The sequence below is a fragment of the Micromonospora sp. NPDC047793 genome (assembly GCF_040642635.1).
GTDB lineage: Bacteria > Actinomycetota > Actinomycetes > Mycobacteriales > Micromonosporaceae > Micromonospora.
In genome coordinates this window covers 572,905-592,186 of sequence record NZ_JBEYSG010000002.1, presented here as the reverse complement: position 1 = coordinate 592,186, position 19,282 = coordinate 572,905, and the positions used below count along the sequence as shown (strand labels likewise).

Here is a 19,282-nt window from a genome sequence, read left to right as displayed (position 1 = left end):
CGACGCTCAGCCCATCATCCCGACGGCGGTACGTGGCGCCGGAGTCAGCGCATCGCCCACCCGGTCCACGAGCAGAGCCATCTCGTACCCGACCTGTCCCACGTCGCTGGCACGCGCGGCGAGGACCGCGAACGACGAGCCGTCGGAGATCGACATCAGGAACAGGAAGCCGTTGTCCATCTCGACCACGGTCTGCAGCACCGCCCCTCCCTCGAAACAGCGGGCGGCACCCTGGGTCAGGCTGACCAGGCCGGAGGCAATGGCCGCCAGCTGGTCCGCCCGATCCCGCGGAAGGTCTCGTGACGACGCCAGGAGCAGGCCGTCCGCGGAGACGGCGACCGCGTGCGCGACACCGGGTACCCGATCGGCGAAGTTGGCCAACAGCCAACCGAGATCCTGCGTACTAGTCATCCTTCTTGCTCCTTCTGCCCGCTCCCGGCCACCGGGCCTGAGCCAGACTGCGAGGATTGCTGCCCGCCCGAAGTTCCCTCCGGGCCGGTCGGGTTGCTGTCCGACGGGTGGTTACGTCCCCGTTGGACACCCCGGTGGTAGGCGGAGAGCAGACCGCGCACCGACTCGGGGTTACGTTTCTGCACCGTGGCCGCCGGCTTCTCGACCGCACCCGGCACAAGCTGGGCCATCGGCGTCCGCTTCGGCAGCCCGGTCTGCGTGGTGGCGGCGGCCGCCGCCGGCGCCTGGCTGGCCGCGCTGGCGGCCCGCCAACCGTCGTCGGCCGCGGTCTGCCACACATTATCCTGCGGCGCGGACCGGTACGAGGGCCTGTTCTCGCCGCCACCGCTGGGACGGAACCCGCCGTTCCCGCCGGACGCGGCTGCGGCCGTCGGTGCCTCTGCCATCGGCGGCTTGGCTGCCGGCGCGGCCGGAGGCTGCGGCGCGGGCCGACCCGGGTCGATCGCGGTGATCTGCTGGGTCGTGGCGCCGTTGGCCGCCGGCTGGCGGGCGCCGGCCGACTCCTCCGGCCCCGGACGACGGGTGCGGAACCACGCGGACTCCAGCTCCCGGAAGATCGGCAGCTCCATCGTCTCGTCCGCGTACCGCTGCCGGTTCTGGGCCTGCGGCGGCGTGGGCGTGGTCGGCTGGGGCTGCGGCGCCGAGGTCGGCCAGGCGGACGGCGTCTGCTGCGGCGTCTGACGCGACACCCGAGGCAGTTCGGTGGTCATGTCCAGCGCGGCGGCCAGTCGCTCGGGCACCGCCGGGGCGGCCGTCTCCCCGGCGACCGGCGGCCAGGCCGGCGGCGCCGAGGGCTGCTGGTATCCGGTGCCCGGCGAGACGGGCCGCTGCGGCAAGCCGCCCGGCGCACCCGAGACCGGCGAACCGGAGACCGGGTGCCCGGAGACCGGGGCGCCGGAGACCGGCGGCGCGGAGTACGGCGTACCCGAGACCGGCGGCGACGAGACCGGCGGCACCGGCGGCGCGGACACCGCGGGCGGCGCGTAGGGAGCCGCCTCCGGGCTGCTCGGAAGCTGACGCGGGATGTTCGGCTGCTGCCCCGAGTGCGGCTCGTCGGTGTGGCGACGCTGCGGCAGCGGGTCGTGCGACGACCCGTTCGGGTTCCGCGGGGCGAAGTTGTTGCCGCCCGGGACGCCGCTGGCACCGGTCAGGTCCGACCAGGCGGGCAGGTTGCCCGCGCCGGCCATGAAGCCGGGTGCACCGGCACCGTTGCGGCTGGCCGGGTCGAAGGGTCGGCCACCCAGGGTCACCTGGTTGCCGGAGCCACCGGGACGCTGCGTGGGAACCTGCGGCATGCCCGGACCGTGGCCGTTGTGACCCGTCGGCGGCATGCCACCGAACGCGGGGGCCGGGCCGGGCTGGGGGGCGGCAGGAGGCAGCGCGGGGTGCTGCTGCCCACGGCCGGAGAGCGCACGCGGCACCAGCACGGTCGGCGGCAACGTGACGTCGGCGACGGTGCCCCGGTCGTTGCCAGGACGCAGCTCCACCCGGACGGCGTGCCGGGACGCCAGCCGGGCGACCACGACCAGGCCCATCATCCGGGAGACCGCGACGTCCACCTGCGGCGGCGTGGCGAGGCGCTCGTTGAGGTCGGTCAACTGCTCCGCGCTGATGCCGATGCCGCGGTCCTCGACGTACAGCGTGGCGCGGTCACCGACCCGGCGGGCCTCCACCAGCACCTGGGAGTCCGGCGGAGAGAACGCGGTCGCGTTGTCGAACAGCTCGGCGACCAGGTGGACCAGGTCGTTGACGGCGTGCGCGGCGACCTCGATGTCCCGGTCGATGACGCCGAACTCGATCCGGGTGTAGTGCTCGACCTCGGACTGGGCCGCCCGGAGCACGTCGATCAGCGCGGCGGGCTCCCGCTGGACACGGGTCGAGTCGGCACCGGCGAGGACCAGGAGGTTCTCGTCGTTACGGCGCATCCGGGTGGCCAGGTGGTCGAGCTGGAACAGCTCGGCCAGCCGGTCCGGGTCCTCCTCGCCGCGCTCCAGCCGGTCGAGGTGGCCGATCAGCCGGTCGACCAGGATCTGGGAACGGCGGGCGAGGTTGACGAACATGGTCGCGACGGACGCCCGAAGGGCGGCCTGCTCGGCGGCGGTCCGGACCGCCTCCAGGTGGACGGCGTTGAACGCCTCGGTCACCTGCCCGAACTCGTCCTTGCTGCGCACCGGCAGCGGCTCGGCGATCTGGTTGGCGAGCTGCATCGGCGAGAGCTGGCCGGTGACCTGCGGGTCGCGCAGCCGGGCCACCGCCTGGGGAAGGCCGTACTGGGCGATGGAGAGCGCGCCCTGTCGGAGGTCACGCAGCGAACGGGCCATCGAGCGGGCCACCAGGAACGCCAGGAAGATAGCGAAGAGCAGCGTGGTCAGCAGCAGGCCGGTCTCCAGGAACACCTGCCGCTGCACGTCGGAGCGGAGGGTGGCGGCCTCGGCGGCGACGTCCGAGTCGAACTTGGACTCCACCGACCGGATCAGCCGACCGTTGGCGACCAGCGCCGTGTCCCACTGCTCCGGCGTGAAGTCGAGTCCGCCGAGGGTGTCCGAGGTGTCGGCGTTGACCTGGCTGATATAGATCGTCGCCTCACGCCGGTCACCACCACCGACGGTCTGGGCGTGGAACTCCGCCTCGGCCTCGGTGGCGACCGCGTTGAAGCTCTGCTGCGCCTGCTGCTGGCCGGTCTCGCTGGAGATGTAGTCGGTGCGCAGGGTCGAACTCATGCCGCCCTGGATCATGGCGCGGTGCACGACCACCCGGCGGACGGAGAGCCACTCCTTCTCCCGCGCGACGGCGGCGGAGGCACGCATCCGGTCGCTCAGGTCGTTGTCACCGGCGAGCTGGCTGGCCGAGTCCCGCACGGAGAGCAGCTGGTTGATCAGCTCGTCGTACGACTGGAGCGTGTCGGTGATCTTGAACTTGCCGTTGATCACCTGGCTCCGGGTGCCCGGCAGGTCACCGAGGCGCTCGTCGATCGCCGTCAACAGATCCTGAAGGCTGGGCGGCAGGTCGGTGAGGTCGGAGCGCTGCGACGAGTAGGGATCCGTGGCCCGGTCGACGGCGCCCGCGACATCGGTGTAGCGCGCGGAGGCGTTCTTCTTCGCCTCCGACTCGGCCTGCCCGGCCGACTGCGGCGGCACGCCGAGGAGCAGGACGGCAGCCGTCCGCTCGTCCTGCAGACCGTCCACCAGGGCACCGGAGTGCCCGATGAGTTCCGCGAGGTCGCCGGCCCGGTTGGCGTCACTGAGCGAGTCCAGGTGGTCGACCAGACCGCTCGTGCCCACGACGACCGTGGCGATGGTCGGCACGATCATGATGAGACCGAGCTTGGACCAGATCGGCATGTCGCGGAGCCGACCGACCGGTCGACCCATACGCGACAGGAAGGAGCCTGCCGTCTTCGGTCGTTTGCTCACGTCACCGCCCTCGTGATTGCAGCGTCCGCGTTGTCTTGCGGACAACGCCCAGCAGCCGACCCGGCGGGTCGGACCATCCGAGATTCCATCACGCCTCTCCGGAAAGAGAAAGCCCAGGTTGGCCCCAGCCAAAGGTGTGATGAGATGTTGACGCAATTTGATCGCGGTCCGTCTGTTCGGAGTCACTGAAGGTAATGAAGCCCCCGCACCGAGTCGTCCTGCTCGCCGGCCCCTCCGGCTCCGGGAAGTCGTACGTAGCGCGACAAACCGGCCTGCCAGTGCTCTGTTTGGACGATTTCTACAAGAATGGCGATGACCCATCGTTACCACGCCGAGACGGCCAGATCGACTGGGAGTCGCCCGCCTCGTGGGACGCCGAAACAGCCGTTGAGGTGATAACCCGACTGGCGATGGACGGTCGGGCAGACGTCCCGGTATACGCCATCAATGAGGACCGCCGGGTGGCCAATCGGCCGTTCGAGCTGGCCGACTCGCCACTTTTCGTGGCCGAAGGGATCTTCGCCGCGGAGATCGTCGAGGAGTGCCGACTCCGGGGCGTGCTCGCCGGGGCGTACGCGCTGCGCCGACCGCGCGGGGCGACCTTCCTCCGTCGACTGGCCCGCGACCTGGCCGAGCAGCGCAAGGGCCCCCGGGTGCTGCTGCGCCGGGGCGTGACGCTGCTGCGGGCCGAGCCGGCCGTGCTGCGCCGCCAGACCGGACTGGGCGCGGAGGCCGCCCGCGCCCGGGAGATCCTGCGTCAGGTCGCCGGCCTGCACCGCCCCGGCCACCCACCGGCCCGGTGAGCCGGCGCCGCAGACTCAGGCCAGCAGCTTGGCGTACGCGGGCTTGATGACCTCGTCGATGATCCGGAGCCGCTCGTCGAACGGGATGAAGGAGCTCTTCATCGCGTTGATGGTGAACCACTGCACCTCACGCCAGCCGTAGCCGAACGCCTCGCAGAGCAACGCCATCTCCCGGGACACCGAGGTGCCGCTCATCAGCCGGTTGTCGGTGTTCACGGTGACCCGGAACCGCAGGTCACGCAGCAGCCCGATGGGGTGCTCGGCGATCGACGCCACGGCACCGGTCTGCACGTTGGACGACGGGCAGAGCTCCAACGGGATCCGCTTGTCCCGCACGTACGCGGCCAGCCGGCCGAGCACCGGCTCCGCGCCGACGGTGATGTCGTCCACGATGCGTACGCCGTGGCCCAGCCGGTCGGCTCCGCACCACTGGATCGCCTGCCAGATGGAGGGCAGCCCGAACGCCTCACCGGCGTGGATCGTGAAGTGGAAGTTCTCCCGCTGGAGGTACTCGAAGGCGTCCAGGTGCCGGGTGGGCGGGAAACCGGCCTCGGCACCGGCGATGTCGAACCCCACCACCCCGTGGTCGCGATGGCGAACCGCCAGCTCCGCGATCTCCTGCGAGCGCGCCGCGTGCCGCATCGCGGTGAGTAGCGTGCCGACCCGGATCGGCGTACCGGCCTCGGCGGCGAGCGCACTGCCCTCGACGAACCCGGCCAGCACCGCCTCGACCACCTCGTCCAGGCTCAGATTGCGTTCCAGGTGCTGCTCCGGGGCGAAGCGCACCTCCGCGTAGACCACCCCGTCCGCGGCGAGGTCCAGTGCGCACTCCCGGGCCACCCGGCGCAGCGCCGGAGCGGTCTGCATCACGGCCACGGTGTGCGCGAACGTCTCCAGGTAGCGCTCCAGCGAACCCGAGTCGGCCGCCGCCACGAACCAGCGCCCCAGCTCCGCCGGGTCGGTGGTGGGCAGCTCGTGACCGACCTCGGCGGCCAGCTCGACGATCGTCGCGGGCCGCAGACCGCCGTCCAGGTGGTCGTGCAGCAACGCCTTCGGCGCCTTGACGATGTCCTCATACCCGATGTTCGCGGCCATGACCAGACCCTAGTCCGCAGCGGACCGCTGGGTACGCTCGGGAGCGTGGATCTGGCCTGCAACCTGCTGTGGTGATGGAAACTCGCGTCGTCGAGCGGCTGCGTTGCCCGGTCTGCGCAGACCCGCTGGGCGAGGTCTCCGCCGGTGCCGCCGGCACGTTGACGTGTCCGCGTCGGCACAGCTTCGACATCGCCCGGCAGGGCTACGTCAACCTGCTCGCCGGCCGCGCCCCGCACGGCGGCGACAGCGCGGAGATGGTCGCCGCACGGGCGGACTTCCTCGCCGCCGGCCACTACGACCTGATCTCCGCCGCCCTCGCCGAGGCCGCCACCCGCGTCACCGGGCAGGCCGCCACCCCGCACCCAGGTGTCCCGCGCTGCCTTTGCTCTGCTTCAACGGACGCACCGGTTTCCGGGCGTGTCTGTTGCGCCGAGGTAAGCAGAGCAAAGGGGCCGCACCAGGATGTCCCGACCGACGACGTCGGGGCGTACCCGCTGGTGGTGGAGGCGGGCGCCGGCACCGGTCGGCACCTCGCCGCGGTGCTGGCGGCGCTGCCGGCGGCCGTCGGTCTTGCCCTGGACGTCTCGAAGCCCGCGCTGCGCCGGGCCGCCCGGGCGCACCCCCGGATCACCGCGGCGGTCGCCGACACCTGGCAGCGTCTGCCGCTGGCGGACGCGTCGACGGCGCTGCTGCTGAACGTCTTCGCGCCCCGCAACGGCGCCGAGTTCCACCGGGTCCTCGCACCGACCGGGCGGCTGCTGGTGGTGACGCCGGCCGTCGACCACCTCACCGAGCTGGTCGACGCGCTCGACCTGCTCCGGGTCGACCCGGCCAAGGCGGACCGGGTCGCCGCCGGCCTCGGCGGGCACTTCGTCGAGGAGTCGCACACCGCGCACCGACAGGAGCTGCGCCTGACCGGTGCGGACGTGCGGACACTCGTCGGCATGGGACCGAGCGCCTGGCACACCGACCCGGCCGGGCTGGCCGACCGGATCACCGCCCTCGGCGAGCCGGTCCGGGTGACCGTCTCGGTCCGGCTCGGCGTGTACCGCCCGCGTCCCTAGGTGGAGAGGTCGACCTCTTCCCAGCCCGGGGGCTCGTCGTGGTACGGCCCGCGCAGCATCACCGCCCACTCCAGCGCCCAACGGCGCTGGCCGATGGCGTTGGCGTCCACCAGCCCCGGCAACAACCGCCCGGCCCGGCTCACCTCCAGGTACGCCCAGTCCAGGCAGTAGTGCAGGTCAAGCAGGGCGGCGGCGTCGGCCGGATGCTGCGGCGCGGTCAGGATGCGGGCCTGCCAGCGCCGGAAGGTCTCCCCCTCGACGATGTTCGGCAGACGCTCCACCAGCCGCTCGTCCACCGGCAGCGTGGGATCGAGCTGCTTGGTCAGGCCGAGCACCCAGGTCAGGGCGAAGAGCGCGTCGTGGTGCAGCACGAACGAACGGTGGTCGCCCTTGGCGCCGGTGACGAACTGGAACTCCGGCGGGGTGACCATCTCCAACAGGTGCGACGCCAGCAACCAGCTCATCGCCGCCTGCGGCGGCATACCGAAGCAGCGCGCCTGGATCAGGTGCAGGACGGCGATCCGCGCCTCGACCTCCGGGGTCGGCCGCAACTCGATCTCGTCGCCGGGCTCCCACACCAGCGGGAACTGCGGTGGCGGCAGTGGCAGCCGCAGCCGGGACAGCTCCTCCAGGCTCGCTTCACGCACCTCGCGAGGGTCGGGGGCAGGCACGATCACGGCAACATCCCTGTCTGGTCATGATGTCTCGGGCGCCGATTGTCCCCCCTGGCCTGCGAGGATAGCGGCCAGACCGGCCCGGCACCATGGGGCGCGACCAGGGTGGACTCACTCCACCCGTTCGAGGACCAGTGGATTCGGGACCGACGGTGTCGCCGCGAGAGTCACCGCCCGGGCCGCCTCCGCCAGCGCCCCCGGAATCCTCTCCGGACTCTCGGAACGCAGCTCGTAGAGAGGGTCACCGGCCCGCACCGGGTCACCGGGCCGCTTGTGCAACAGCACCCCGGCGGGGACGCTGACCGGGTCCTCCTTGCGCGCCCGGCCGGCGCCGAGCCGCCACGCGGCAACCCCCATGGCGTACGCGTCGACGGTCGCGACGTAGCCGTCCGTCTCGGCGCGCACCACCTCGACCTCGGGCGCGGTGGGCATGGGCGCGTCGGGGTCACCGCCCTGTGCGCGGATCATCGACCGCCACACGTCCATCGCCCGCCCGTCGCGCAGGGCGGCTGCGGGATCGGCGTCGGGCAGCCCGGCGGCGTCGAGCATCTCCCGGGCCAGTGCCAGCGTCAGTTCCACCACGTCGGCCGGGCCACCGCCGGCCAGCACCTCGACCGACTCGGTGACCTCGACCCCGTTGCCGATGGCCAGGCCGAGCGGCGTCGACATGTCGGTGAGCAGGGCGACCGTGCGGACGCCGTGCGCGCCGCCCAGCTCCACCATGGTCCGGGCCAGCTCACGGGCATCGTCGACCGACTTCATGAACGCGCCGGAGCCGACCTTCACGTCGAGGACCAGCGCGCCGGTGCCCTCGGCGATCTTCTTGCTCATGATCGAGCTGGCGATCAGCGGGATCGCCTCGACCGTGCCGGTGACGTCCCGCAACGCGTACAGCTTGCGGTCGGCCGGGGCCAGCCCCGACCCGGCGGCGCAGATCACCGCCCCGAGATCGCGCAGTTGGGCGGTGAACTCCTCGTTGCTCAGCGCGGCCCGCCAGCCCGGGATCGACTCCAGCTTGTCCAGCGTGCCGCCGGTGTGCCCGAGGCCGCGCCCGGAGAGCTGCGGCACCGCCGCGCCACACGCGGCCACCAGTGGGGTGAGCGGCAGGGTGATCTTGTCACCGACACCGCCGGTCGAGTGCTTGTCCACGGTCGGCCGGGACACCGACGACAGGTCGAGCCGCTCGCCGCTGGCGATCATCGCGGCCGTCCACCGGGCGATCTCCGGTCCCGTCATGCCGTTCAGCAGGATCGCCATGGCCAGCGCCGACATCTGCTCGTCGGCCACCGCCCCCCGGGTGTACGCGTCCACCACCCAGTCGATCTGCGCGTCGGAGAGCACTCCCCCGTCCCGCTTCGCCCGAATCACGTCAACCGCAGTAAACACACTCACCCTTGAGTCCCATCCCACCGCACCGGAATCTCCACCGGCGGCTCACCCTCACCGGCCCAGAAGATCGTCCCCGACGCGTCCACCACCACGACCCGGGGCGTACGCGCCAACCCCCAGGTGATCGCCTCCGCCGGGTCGTCCCAGGTCGGCGCCTCCTCCAGCACCCCGGTCTCGGCGCCCGCGTCGTCGCCGGCCGACCGTTCCCAGTAGGCCGTCCAGATCTGCTGGCCGGCGGAGAGGTCGGGGTGCACGAAGACGGTGCCGCGTCCCCGCCAGGCGGCCAGTCGGTCGGGGACCACCGGCACCGGCCGTTCCCGGGTCACCGCGTCGAGGTCGGCCACGTCGAAGGCGTGCGGCAGCAGCTCCGCCATCCGCAGCGGACCGCCCCTGGCCTCGATCAGACACTCCGGCCCGCCCTGTTCCCAGAGCAGTTGCCGGCAGCGCCCGCACGGCATCAGCGGCTCACCGGTGGCGTCGACGCAGGACAGCGCGACGATCCGGCCTCCGCCGGTGGCGTGCAGCGAGGAGATCACGCCGCACTCGGCGCAGAGCACCACACCGTACGCGGCGTTCTCGACGTTGCAGCCCACCACGACCCGGCCGTCGTCGACGAGTGCCGCCGCGCCCACCGGGAACTTCGAGTACGGCACGTACGCGTGCCGCATCACCTCGGTGGCGGCGGCGCGCAACCGCGCCCAGTCGATCTCCATGCTGCGCTCCCCTGGATCAGCCCTTGATGTACGGCTTGCCGTCGGCGGCGGGTGCCCGGACCCGGCCGACCAGCCCGGCCACGGCCAGGATCGTCGCCAGGTACGGCAGCATGGCCAGGAACTGGCCGGGGATGATGCTGTTGATCGCGCCCAGGTAGGTGGCCAACTGGTCGGCGAAGCCGAAGAAGAGCGCGGCGAGCAGCGCCCCCGTCGGGCTCCACCGACCGAAGATCAGTGCGGCCAGGGCGATGAAGCCCTTACCGCCGATCATGTTCTTGGTGAACGAGTAGAGCGCCAGCGTGTACGACGCGCCGCCGATGCCGGCCACCACCCCGGCCAGCAGTACGTTGCGGTAGCGCACCCGCAGCACCTTCACGCCCAGGGTGTCCGCCGCCGTCGGGTGCTCGCCGACCGAGCGGGTCCGCAGACCCCACCGGGTGCGGAACAGCGCGATGTGGATCACGAGCACCAGCAGCAGGGCGAGATAGAGGAAGATGTTCGCCTGGAACAGCGCCGGCCCGAGGACCGGGATGTCGGAGAGCAGCGGGATCTCCCAGTTGCTGAACCGGGGAGCGCTGTTGTAGCGCGCCGCGTCGGTCTGCATCAGCCGCTCGTAGAGGAAGCCGGTGATGCCGACCGCGAGCAGGTTCAGCACGATGCCCATGACCACCTGGTCGACCAGGTAGCGGATGCAGAAGACGGCGAGCAGCAGCGAGATGAACGCGCCGCCGATCGCGGCGGCGACCAGGCCCACCCAGATGCTGCCGCTGATGCTGCCGAACAGCGCGCCGCTGAACGCGCCCATCAGCAACTGACCCTCGATGGCCACGTTGACCACGCCGGAGCGCTCGCAGAGCACACCGGCCAGCGCACCGAAGATCAACGGCAGGGCGAGCAGGAACGTGCCGCGCACGATGTTGACCAGCGGCATGAAGTTCTGCCCGGTCGGTGCGGCGGAGACCTGCCAGCAGAGGAAGGAGAGCACGAAGGCGACCAGACCGACGGCGAGCACCGGGACGAACCAGCGCTTCGGCAGGCGGGTGGCGAGCATCGCCACCCCGGCGGCCAGCGCGATCAGTCCGAAGAGGACCGCGCCGACCGTCCCGTGGATCTCCAACGCGGCCCCGGCGGAGTCCTCGCTGAGCGTGAAGCGGGCCTGCTCACCGGTGGCGAGCGCGCCGAACAGCACGGTGGCCAGCAGGCCGAGGGCCGACAGCACCAGGCCCACCTTGCGGGTCCGGGTCCAGAAGCCCTCGTCGACCTGCGCGACCGCGACGTCGGGGACGGCCATGGTGGACATGCCTCACCAGCCCTTCGCGAGGCTCGTCTGCAACCGGGCGGCGCGGGCCGCCCGGAGCTGGAAGATCGCCTTCACCAGGGCCGGCGCGGCGATGAAGATGACGATCAGCGCCTGGAGCACGGTGACCAGCTCCAGCGAGATCCCCGAGTACGACTGCATCCGGTTGCCGCCGGCCTGCAACGCGCCGAAGAGCAGCGCGGCCAGCGCCACTCCCCACGGTTTCACGCGACCGAGCAGGGCTACCAGGATGCCGTCGAAGCCGATCTGCGCGACCACCAGCGGGGTCAGGGCGGCGGCCGTGGTGCCGAGCACCATCTGCGAGCCGCCCAGTCCGGCCAGCGCCCCGGCGAAGACCATGATCAGCACGTACGTCCGGGTGACGCTGATGCCGGCGGTGCGGGCGGCGTCCGGGTTGGCGCCGACCGCGCGCAGCTCGAAGCCGAGCGTGGAGCGGTTGAGCAGCCAGGCGACCGCCAGGGTGGCCAGCACGGCGAGGATGATTCCGGCGTGCGCCCGCAGCCCGTCCCCGAACAGCCGCGGCAGTTGGGCCGAGGCGTCCACCGGCCGGCTGATCGCGTCGGTGCGGTTCGGGTCCTGCACGCCGTTCTGCACGATCAGCCAGGTCAGGAAGTAGACCGCGATGTAGTTGAGCATGATCGTGTTGATCACCTCGTGGGCGCCGGTCCGCGCCTTGAGGATGCCGGGGATGAAACCCCAGATCGCGCCGCCGACCGCACCGGCCAGCACCGCGACCAGCAGGTGCAGGCCGGGCGGCAGCGGCAGCAGGAACCCGGCCAGCGCGGCCAGGATCACGCCCATGGTGGCCTGTCCCTGGGCACCGATGTTGAACAGGCCGCCCCGGAAGGCCAGCGCTACCGACAGGCCGGTGAAGACCAGCGGCGCGGTGTAGGTGAGCGTCTCCGAGATGGGGCTCAGCGCCGCGTTGACGGTGGTGGCGGCCGGGTCGAAGACGCTGCCCTTGAACAGGTTCGCGTACGCCTCGCTGACCAGCGTCCAGCTCGCGTTGAGCGCGTCGGTGGGGCGGGCGGTGAAGTAGGCGTAGGTGCCCAGCACGTCCGGATCAGAAATGATCATGAGGATGGCGCCGACCACCATCGCCAGCACCAGCGACAGCAGCGTCACGGTGAACGTGTTGGCCGCCCACAGGTTCTCCAGGAACAGCCGACCCAGGGTGGGCCGTCCCTGCGGGGACTGCCCGGTGGTGGCCGTCTCGGCGCGCTCGGTGTTGCCGATCGCCGTCCGGTTGGCCTGCTCCTCGCTCGCCGGTTCCTTGTCCGGCGAGCCAGGCTGGGAAGAAGTGGTCATGCCGGCACTCCGCTTCGCTCCGTACCGTCATGAGGCACCACCGCACTGAGCCTGATGATTCGCTCGCAGAGCTCGCTCATGCCTTCTCGTCCTCGTTGCCGGGACCCTCGGGGGCCGGGGCCACGCCGTCGGTGGTGGCCGTGACGTCGCGGTCGGTGGTCGCGGTCGTGCCGTCGGCGCTCGCCGCGTCCGCGTCGGTCACCGCTGCGTCGTCCCGGTCGATGGTCGCCACGGCGGTGCCGTCGGCGGCTGGGGTGCTCTCCGGGGAACCGCCGGTCGCGTCGGGGGTGATGCCCGCCATCAGCAGACCGATCTCCTCGCGCGGGGTGTCCGGGCCGACGATGCCGATGACCCGGCCGCGATACATCACCGCGATCCGGTCGGCCAGCCCGATCACCTCGTCGAGTTCGCTGGAGACCACCAGCACGGCGGTGCCCACGTCGCGCTCGCGGATGACCTGGCTGTGGATGAACTCGATCGAACCGACGTCCACGCCCCGGGTGGGCTGGGCGGCGATGAAGAGCTTGAGCGGCCGGGACAGCTCCCGTGCCACGATCACCTTCTGCTGGTTGCCGCCGGAGAGCGTGCCCACCGGCGCCTGCGCCGACGAGGTCCGGACGTCGAACTGGTCGATCCGCTCCTGCGCCGACTTCGCGATCGCGTCCGGCTTGAGCGACAGCCCGCTGCCGAACGGCGGCCGGTCGTAGATGTCCAGCACCAGGTTCTCGGCGACGCTGAACTCCTTGACCAGGCCGTCGACACTGCGGTCCTCGGGGACGTAGCCGACCCCGGCGCGCAGCACCTTCTTGGTGCTCCAGCCGTCGACCCGCTGACCGTCGAGGCTGATCGTCCCGGCGAGCACCGGGCGCAGCCCCATGACCGCCTCGATCAGTTCGGTCTGCCCGTTGCCCTGCACGCCCGCGACGCCGAGCACCTCGCCCGCGCGTACGGTCAGGTCGATGCCGTCCACCGCGCGGACCTGCCGGTCGTCGTCGACGACCAGGCCGGAGATCTCCAGCACCGGCTCGCCCGGCGTGGCCGGCGCCTTATCCACGGTGAGCCGGACGCTGCGGCCGACCATCAGTGCGGCCAGCTCGTCCCGGCTGGCGTCGGGCGACGCGGTGCCCACCGTCTTACCGCGCCGGATCACCGTGATCCGGTCGGCGATCGCCTTGACCTCGCCGAGCTTGTGGGTGATGAACACGATGGACTTGCCGGCGGCCTTGAGCGACCGCATCACGGTGAGTAGTTCCTCGGTCTCCTGCGGGGTGAGCACCGCGGTGGGCTCGTCCAGGATGAGCAGGTCGACGTCGCGGGTCAGCGCCTTGACGATCTCGACCCGCTGCTGGACGCCGACCGGCAGGTCCTCGATCACCGCGTCCGGGTCGACCCGCAGGTTGTAGCGCTCCGAGACCTCGGCGACCTCGCGGCGCGCGCGGCGCCGGTCCAGGAATCCGGCGATGCCGCCGCGCACCTGTTCGGCGCCGAGCATGATGTTCTCGGTGACGGTGAAGACCGGTACGAGCATGAAGTGCTGGTGCACCATGCCGATGCCGGCGGCGATCGCGTCGGAGGGGCCGCGCAGCTTGAGCGGCGTGCCGTCGACCAGGATCTCGCCCTCGTCGGGCTGGTAGAGCCCGTAGAGGACGTTCATCAGGGTCGACTTGCCCGCGCCGTTCTCGCCGAGCAGGGCGTGGATCTCTCCAGGCTCCACCGTCAGGTCGATGTGGTCGTTGGCGACCAGATCACCGAACCGCTTGGTGATGCCGCGCAGTTCGAGTCTCAGCGCAACCTCCTGGAGTGCGAAGCGATGGTGCAGCGTAGCTGCTGGCGGACGGTGTGCGGCCGGGACCCGACCGGGGGCGCGGACCGGCCGCCCCGAGCGCGGGTCTCCCCGCGCCGGAGCGGCCGGATCATGATTCGGCTCCGCGTACCGGTCGCCCCGGTGATCGTCTCACCGGGGCGACCGGTGACGGGTCACTTCGGCTGGGCGGCCGACTCGACCTTGACGGTGCCGGCGGCGATGTCCGCCTTGAGCTTGTCGACCTCGGCCTTGAGCTCGGCCGGGACCTTGCCTTCGAACTCGTGGTACGGGGCGATCGAGACGCCGTCGTTGGCCAGCGTGCCGACGAAGCCCTCCTCGGCGTTGAGCTTCTCGCCACCGGCGGCCTTGAGCACGGCCTCCTTGACGGCGCCCGGGATGTTCTTCACCACGGTGGTGATGATCGCCGAGCAGTCCGGCGTGCTCTCGCAGCCGTCGACGTCCACCCAGATGGTGTTGTACTTGCCGCCGGAGGCCTTGGCCGCACCGGTGGTGCCGAGGCCGGCGCCGCCGGCGACCGGCATGATGATGTCCGCGCCCTGGGCGACCAGCGCGTCGCTGACCTTCTTGCCCTCGTCCTGCTTGATGAAGTCGTTGGTGAAGGAGCCGTTCTGGGTCTCCTTGTTCCAACCCAGGGCCTGCACGTCGGCGCTCTTGGCCTGGTTGTAGTGCGCGACGCCGTCGACGAAGCCGTCCATGAAGATGGTCACCGGCGGGATCTTCATGCCGCCGTAGGTGGCCACCTTGCCGCTCTCGCTCATGCCGGCGGCGACGTATCCGGCGAGGAAGCCGGCCTGGGCGGTGTCGAACTCCATCGGGTAGACGTTGCCCACCCCGGGGTTGGCGTCGACGATCGCGAACTGCTGGTCCGTGTTCGCCTCGGCGATCTTCTTGGTGGCGTCGGTCATCAGGCCACCGACGGCCAGGATGAAGTTGCAGTCCTGGTTCACGTACTGGGTGAGGTTCGGCTCGTAGTCCGCCTCGGCCTTGGACGCGGTGTTCTTGATTTCGATGTTGCTGTTCTCAGCCTTGGCGTCCTGCAGGCCCTTCCAGGCCGAGGCGTTGAACGACTTGTCGTCGATGCCGCCGACGTCGGTGACCATACAGGCGGTGAACTTCTCGCCGCCCGTACCGGCGTTGTTGTCCTCATCCGGGGCCTCGCCACAGGCGGCGGCGCTCAGTACGAGCCCACCCGCCGCGATGACCGAGGCGATCCGCATCCCACGCACCGAGCGCAAGACGTCTCCTTCCCACTGCACACCGCGTGGTTGCGGTGGCTCCCTTGAACCGGCTTGCGCTGTGCCGCCGGCATCCCACGTTACGGACGCAGAGCGTACGCCCGCGCCCACCTGCCGAACGACAATCGTGCAGGACTGTTGGAGGCCTGTTACCCGTACGTAATGCTCCGGTGGGGCAGATCACTCAGGGTGGCGACAGGCGGGCGAAGGTGCGTCCGTTAAGTCCCTTTCCGGCGATGATCGACGGGCTCGCCGCTCACCGCCAGAAGACCGCGACAGCGGCGTTGACCAGGGTCAATCCCACGATGGCGAGGAAGTGCCCACGGTTCACCTCGTCCCGCTTGCGGGAGAAGAAGACCATTACGAAGATCAGCAGCGCGAACACCAGCTTCGTCACAAGCTTCGCCGGTGCCGGCTCGTCGCCGTCGCGCAGCGGGGCGGAGAGTCCGATGCCGGTGGCGAGTTGGATCACCGCGCCCCAGAGCATCGCGGCGTTGATCCGGATCTTGCCGGTGAGGTATTGGGCGATCGCGCCGCCGAGCAGCAGCGCGAAGCCGATCAGGTGGCCGTAGAGGAGGATGAGTCGAAGTGCTTCCACCCGACCCATCCTGCCCTATCAACGACGGTTTGTAGTAGAGGGCCTTCCGGTCAGCCCTTCGTGCCGCCCGCGGTCAGGCCGGAGACGAGGTGCTTCTGGGCGACGAAGAAGACCAGCCCGGCCGGGACGGTGACCAGGACGGCGGCGGCCGTCAGGTACTCCCACTGCGGGTTGAACTGCGGCACGAACTGCTGGAGGCCGTAGGCCAGGGTGAACTTGTTGTCGGTCTGGATGAAGGCCGACGCGTACGCCACCTCGCCCCACGCGGTGAGGAAGGTGTAGAACGCGGTGACCGCCACCGCCGGGCGGGCCAACGGCAGCACCACCCGCCAGAAGGTGGCGAACGGACCGCACCCGTCCAGCGCCGCCGCCTCGTCCAGCGAGGTCGGGATGGAGTCGAAGTAGCCCTTCAACATCCAGGCGCAGAACGGCACCGCGATGGTCAGGTACGCGATGATCAACGCGGGCATGGTGTTGATCAGCCCGAGCCGCGCCATGATCGTGTAGATCGGCACGATCAGGATGGCCACCGGGAACATCTGGGTGACCAGGAAGACCATCATCAGCGGCCGGCGACCCGGGAAGTTGAACCGGGACACCGCGTAGCCGGTGGTGGCCGACAGGAAGATGCCGATGCTCATGGTGAACGCCGCGACGATCACCGAGTTGAGGAACCACCTAGGGAAGTTCGTGCTGGTCAGCACGTAGCTGTAGTTGGCCAGCGTGGTGTCCCGGAACAGCGTCAGCTCGCTGCTCTGGATCGCGTACCCGGGCTTCAGCGACGACAACAGCACCCAGGCGATCGGGCCGACCGCGATCAGCGAGGCCAGGATCAACGTGCCGTGCAGCAGGACCGACTTCAGCGGCGAACGGCGACTGCGGCCGGGTCCGCGCACCTGCGCGGGTCTGCGTGCCTGCGCCATCACCACACCTCGCCTTGCTTGCGCAGGGCCCGCCGGTAGAACATCGAGAACACCAGCAGGATCGACAGGATCAGTACGCCGTACGTGGAGGCGAGCGAGTAGTTGCGGATGCCCTCGAACGCCGCCCGGTAGGCACCGGTCACCAGGATCTCGCTCTGCCCTGCCGGCTGCCCCTCGGTCACCAGAAAGATGATCGGGAACATGTTGAAGGTCCAGATGGTGCCGAGCAGCACCACGGTCATGCTGACCGGACGCAGGCCGGGCAGGGTGATGTTGACGAACCGCTGCCACGGCGAGGCGCCGTCGATCTCGGCCGCCTCGTACAACTCGGACGGGATGGTCTGCATCCCGCCGAGCAGGGCCACCATCATGAACGGCACGCCGAGCCAGATGTTGGTGACGATGGCGGTCAGCAGCGCCGTCCACCGGTCGGCGAACCAGGAGACCGGGTCGATGCCGACCGCCGAGAGCAGGGCGTTGGCCAGGCCGAAGCGCTCGTTGAAGATGAACTTCCAGGCGAAGGCGCTGACGAAGGCGGGCACCGCCCAGGGCAGCACCAGCAGCACCCGGTACATGCTGCGGCCCCACATCGGCCGGTTGATCATGGTGGCCAGCCCGAGGCCGAGACCGAAGTGGCAGGCCACGCAGACGAACGTCCAGATCAGCGTGACGCCGGTCCACTGCCAGAAGTCGCCGACCTGGCCGGTGAGGACCCGGACGTAGTTGTCGAGGCCGACGAACTCCCACTTGTTGGGGTTGTCCCGGCACACCTCGCTGCCGGTGATCGACTTGGTGCAGATCTCGGCGACCTGGTTGGCCTCGGTGAGGTCGGTGAAGGAGAGCCAGATCCCGCGGAAGAGCGGGTAGAAGATCAGTACCGCCAGGACGATCACGACGGGCAGCACCATCGCCCAGGCGTACCAGTGCTTGTCCCAACTGCGGCGCAGCCGGGACGTTCGAGCGGACCGGCCGGGCGGCGTCGTGGACGACGGCGCCGGGTCGGCTGTCACGGTGGTCATCAGCGCTCCCGAGGAGAAGTCCGGCAGGGGCGCGCGACCGCGACGGCCGCGCGACCCTGCCGGGTGCCGAAAGGTCACCGGCCGGAGCCGGCGCGGACGGTCAGAGCCCGTAGCCGGGCACGACCTCGGCCTTGTACTTCCGGGCCACGGTGTCCAGCGCGGCCTTCGGGTCCTTGTTCTGGATCAGGACCTCGGTGGCCATCTGGTCGAGCGGGCCGAAGAACTGACCGGCCTCGGGGATCCACGGACGGCCCACACCGGCCTCCACGACCGGCTGGAACGCGGCCACGACCGGGTTGTTCTTCACCGCGTCGAGGGCGTACGCGGAGGTGCGGGTCGGCAGCAGGCCGAGCTTCTCGGACAGGAACGCCTGAGACTCGGCGGAGCTCATGAACTTCACGAACGCGACGGCGGCGTCCACCTTCTCCTGCGGCATGCCGGACCAGATCACGTAGTTGTGGCCGCCGACCGGGCCACCGGCCCGCGCCGAGCCGCCCGGCACCGGGGCGACGCCCAGGTTCTCCAGGCCGCCGAAGCCGGGGGCCGACGTGACGTTGTTGACCTCCCACGGGCCATTGATGATCATGGCGACCTTCTTCTCCTTGAAGAGGGTCATCATGGTGCCGTAGGCGTCGTTGGCGGACGGCTTGGCAGCCGCACCGCTGGTGATCAGGTCCTTGGCGATCGCCAGTCCGGCCGCGTTCTGCTCCGAGTTGATGACGATCTTCTGGCTCGCGGTGTCGACCAGGTCGCCACCCTCGCCGTACATGAACGGCAGCATGAAGTAGCCGGCCGGGTTGACGTACACGCCCTCGGCGTCGGTCTTCTCCTTGACCGCCTGCGCGGCGGTCTTCAGCTCCGCCCAGGTCTTCGGCGGCGCGTCGACGCCGGCCTGGCTCAGCAGCTCCTTGTTGTACATCAGCGCCAGGCTGTCGGTGACCTGCGGGACGCCGTACGTCTTGCCGTCGAACCTGTTGGAGGCCAGCGGCGTCTCCAGGAAGTCCGAGGAGTCAGCGAGCAGCTCGGAGCCGTCCAGCGCGTAGAGGTAGCCCAGCGAGGCGAACTCCGGCACCCAGGCCACCTCGGCGCGGAGGATGTCCGGAGCGCCGCTCTTGGCCTGCGCGGCGGTCTTGAACTTGTTCTGCGCCTCACCGAACGGGACCGACTGATAGTTGATCTTCACGTTCGGGTGCGTCTGGTTGAACTTGGCGATCAGCTCCTGGAACGCGGGGCCCTCGTTCTGCGGGTCCGAGGTGTCCCACCAGGTCAGTTCTGCGGTGAGGGAAGCGGGGTCGACGGTGGACTGCCCATCAGCCGGGTTGTCCTCTCCGCCGCCGCAGGCGGCGACGGAGAGGGCGAGGGTGGCGGAGGCGAGTACGGCGATCCCCCTGGCTGTGCGACGCATGTTCGCTCCTAGATTCCTGCCGGGTGTCG

General features: G+C 70.5%; 16 protein-coding genes. 2 read left to right on the top strand and 14 right to left on the bottom strand.

What is annotated here, in order from left to right; all coding sequences use genetic code 11:
* Positions 1-6: 6 nt before the first annotated feature.
* Both ABZ738_RS07100 and ABZ738_RS07095 read right to left on the bottom strand, forming a co-directional pair.
* Positions 7-411 (bottom strand): roadblock/LC7 domain-containing protein, encoded by a 405-nt coding sequence (locus tag ABZ738_RS07100; protein WP_131057168.1) that lies wholly within the window; start codon positions 409-411, stop codon positions 7-9.
* Positions 408-3,884, bottom strand: a complete 3,477-nt coding sequence (locus tag ABZ738_RS07095) for a nitrate- and nitrite sensing domain-containing protein (protein ID WP_357211657.1) — start codon at positions 3,882-3,884, stop codon at positions 408-410. The genes ABZ738_RS07100 and ABZ738_RS07095 overlap by 4 nt, the downstream gene beginning before the upstream one ends.
* Before the next feature lie 461 nt (positions 3,885-4,345).
* Between ABZ738_RS07095 and ABZ738_RS07090 the strand changes: the two genes are divergently transcribed.
* The gene (locus tag ABZ738_RS07090; protein WP_254876712.1) at positions 4,346-4,687 is read left to right on the top strand and encodes a hypothetical protein; all 342 of its coding nucleotides are present in this window, start codon (positions 4,346-4,348) and stop codon (positions 4,685-4,687) included.
* 15 nt (positions 4,688-4,702) lie between these two features.
* On the opposite strand, the gene ABZ738_RS07085 is transcribed toward ABZ738_RS07090, so the two are convergent.
* Positions 4,703-5,782 carry an adenosine deaminase gene (locus ABZ738_RS07085; RefSeq protein WP_357211655.1) on the bottom strand — a complete coding sequence of 360 codons (1,080 nt, stop codon included), beginning with the start codon at positions 5,780-5,782 and terminating at the stop codon, positions 4,703-4,705.
* Between the two features lie 74 nt (positions 5,783-5,856).
* On the opposite strand from ABZ738_RS07085, the gene ABZ738_RS07080 reads away from it, so the two are divergent.
* Positions 5,857-6,846, top strand: a complete 990-nt coding sequence (locus ABZ738_RS07080) for a putative RNA methyltransferase (RefSeq protein ID WP_176092532.1) — start codon at positions 5,857-5,859, stop codon at positions 6,844-6,846.
* On the opposite strand, the gene ABZ738_RS07075 is transcribed toward ABZ738_RS07080, so the two are convergent.
* The 11 genes from ABZ738_RS07075 to ABZ738_RS07025 all read right to left on the bottom strand — a co-directional run bounded on the left by ABZ738_RS07075 (position 6,843) and on the right by ABZ738_RS07025 (position 19,253).
* Entirely contained in the window at positions 6,843-7,523 is a 681-nt protein-coding gene (locus tag ABZ738_RS07075; protein ID WP_131051650.1) for a DUF4272 domain-containing protein, read from the bottom strand. The genes ABZ738_RS07080 and ABZ738_RS07075 overlap by 4 nt on opposite strands.
* A gap of 108 nt (positions 7,524-7,631) precedes the next feature.
* Entirely contained in the window at positions 7,632-8,912 is a 1,281-nt protein-coding gene (locus ABZ738_RS07070) for a thymidine phosphorylase (RefSeq protein WP_131051651.1), read from the bottom strand.
* Positions 8,909-9,622, bottom strand: coding sequence for a cytidine deaminase (locus ABZ738_RS07065; protein ID WP_357211653.1), 714 nt, complete (start codon positions 9,620-9,622; stop codon positions 8,909-8,911). The genes ABZ738_RS07070 and ABZ738_RS07065 overlap by 4 nt, the downstream gene beginning before the upstream one ends.
* Positions 9,623-9,638: 16 nt before the next feature.
* Positions 9,639-10,922 (bottom strand): ABC transporter permease, encoded by a 1,284-nt coding sequence (locus tag ABZ738_RS07060; protein ID WP_131051653.1) that lies wholly within the window; start codon positions 10,920-10,922, stop codon positions 9,639-9,641.
* A 3-nt stretch (positions 10,923-10,925) separates the two neighbouring features.
* Entirely contained in the window at positions 10,926-12,248 is a 1,323-nt protein-coding gene (locus tag ABZ738_RS07055) for an ABC transporter permease (RefSeq protein ID WP_131051654.1), read from the bottom strand.
* A gap of 76 nt (positions 12,249-12,324) precedes the next feature.
* Positions 12,325-13,974 (bottom strand): ABC transporter ATP-binding protein, encoded by a 1,650-nt coding sequence (locus ABZ738_RS07050; protein WP_357211791.1) that lies wholly within the window; start codon positions 13,972-13,974, stop codon positions 12,325-12,327.
* A gap of 251 nt (positions 13,975-14,225) precedes the next feature.
* A complete protein-coding gene (locus ABZ738_RS07045) occupies positions 14,226-15,290 on the bottom strand; it encodes a BMP family ABC transporter substrate-binding protein (RefSeq protein WP_357211789.1) in 1,065 nt (354 codons plus the stop codon).
* Positions 15,291-15,564: 274 nt separating this feature from the next.
* Entirely contained in the window at positions 15,565-15,906 is a 342-nt protein-coding gene (locus ABZ738_RS07040) for a hypothetical protein (RefSeq protein WP_131051655.1), read from the bottom strand.
* Positions 15,907-15,956: 50 nt separating this feature from the next.
* The gene (locus tag ABZ738_RS07035; RefSeq protein WP_357211650.1) at positions 15,957-16,829 is read right to left on the bottom strand and encodes a sugar ABC transporter permease; all 873 of its coding nucleotides are present in this window, start codon (positions 16,827-16,829) and stop codon (positions 15,957-15,959) included.
* Positions 16,829-17,848: a sugar ABC transporter permease gene (locus tag ABZ738_RS07030; RefSeq protein WP_131051657.1), complete on the bottom strand. Its 1,020-nt coding sequence runs from the start codon at positions 17,846-17,848 to the stop codon at positions 16,829-16,831. The genes ABZ738_RS07035 and ABZ738_RS07030 overlap by 1 nt, the downstream gene beginning before the upstream one ends.
* 100 nt (positions 17,849-17,948) lie before the next feature.
* Entirely contained in the window at positions 17,949-19,253 is a 1,305-nt protein-coding gene (locus ABZ738_RS07025; protein ID WP_357211647.1) for an extracellular solute-binding protein, read from the bottom strand.
* Positions 19,254-19,282: the final 29 nt, after the last annotated feature.

Excerpts from the sequence above, each read along its gene's own strand:
- ABZ738_RS07080 (WP_176092532.1), top strand. The coding sequence starts at position 5,857 with ATGGAAACTCGCGTCGTCGAGCGGCTGCGTTGCCCGGTCTGCGCAGAC.
- ABZ738_RS07085 (WP_357211655.1), bottom strand. The coding sequence starts at position 5,782 with ATGGCCGCGAACATCGGGTATGAGGACATCGTCAAGGCGCCGAAGGCG.
- ABZ738_RS07055 (WP_131051654.1), bottom strand. The coding sequence starts at position 12,248 with ATGACCACTTCTTCCCAGCCTGGCTCGCCGGACAAGGAACCGGCGAGC.
- ABZ738_RS07045 (WP_357211789.1), bottom strand. The coding sequence starts at position 15,290 with ATGCGGATCGCCTCGGTCATCGCGGCGGGTGGGCTCGTACTGAGCGCC.
- ABZ738_RS07100 (WP_131057168.1), bottom strand. The coding sequence starts at position 411 with ATGACTAGTACGCAGGATCTCGGTTGGCTGTTGGCCAACTTCGCCGAT.
- ABZ738_RS07025 (WP_357211647.1), bottom strand. The coding sequence starts at position 19,253 with ATGCGTCGCACAGCCAGGGGGATCGCCGTACTCGCCTCCGCCACCCTC.
- ABZ738_RS07065 (WP_357211653.1), bottom strand. The coding sequence starts at position 9,622 with ATGGAGATCGACTGGGCGCGGTTGCGCGCCGCCGCCACCGAGGTGATG.
- ABZ738_RS07035 (WP_357211650.1), bottom strand. The coding sequence starts at position 16,829 with ATGGCGCAGGCACGCAGACCCGCGCAGGTGCGCGGACCCGGCCGCAGT.
- ABZ738_RS07060 (WP_131051653.1), bottom strand. The coding sequence starts at position 10,922 with ATGTCCACCATGGCCGTCCCCGACGTCGCGGTCGCGCAGGTCGACGAG.
- ABZ738_RS07030 (WP_131051657.1), bottom strand. The coding sequence starts at position 17,848 with ATGACCACCGTGACAGCCGACCCGGCGCCGTCGTCCACGACGCCGCCC.